A 599-nucleotide genomic window follows, 5' to 3' on the forward strand; every position below is an offset into this window, starting at 1 on the left:
TGCAACAGCCGCGCGGAAACCCAGGCAGCCTATCGACTGTTCGATCAGGCGCGTGCGGATAAACGGGGGCTGAGCTGGGAGGCGGTGCTGGCGCCGCACATGGCGCGTACCGAGGCGCGGATGGCCGAACACCCGGTGGTGCTGTGTTTGCAGGACACCACCGAGCTCGACTTCAACGGCCAGGCCATCAAAGGCTTGGGGAAGCTGTCCTATGAAGCGCAACGGGGCATGTACCTGCATCCGACCTACGCGGTGAGCCCGCAGCGCTTGCCACTGGGCATTGTCGACACCTGGATGTGGGCGCGTCCGCTCGACATTGCCGAGAGTCGGCGCTGGATCGAGGGCTACGAGCGCGTGGCCGAGCGTGCCGGGCAGCTGCCGGCCACGCGCCTGGTCTATGTCGCCGACCGCGAGGCAGACATTCTGGAATTGATGCAACGCGCACGCGCCTTGTCGTACCCGGCGGACTATTTGTTGCGAGCCCAACACAACCGCTGCCTGCCCCAGGGCGGCAAGCTGTGGCCCGAGACGCTCGCGGCACCGTCCTTGGGCGAGATCGAGTTCATGCTGCCCGCGCGCACCAACCGGCCCGCGCGCGC

Annotated in this window: 1 pseudogene; it reads left to right on the top strand. The window is 67.3% G+C overall.

What is annotated here, in order from left to right:
• Positions 1–599: pseudogene (locus DNK49_RS23215) on the top strand (hypothetical protein); the annotation flags it as partial.

It is taken from the genome of Parazoarcus communis SWub3 = DSM 12120 (genome assembly GCF_003226565.1).
Taxonomy (GTDB): domain Bacteria; phylum Pseudomonadota; class Gammaproteobacteria; order Burkholderiales; family Rhodocyclaceae; genus Parazoarcus; species Parazoarcus communis.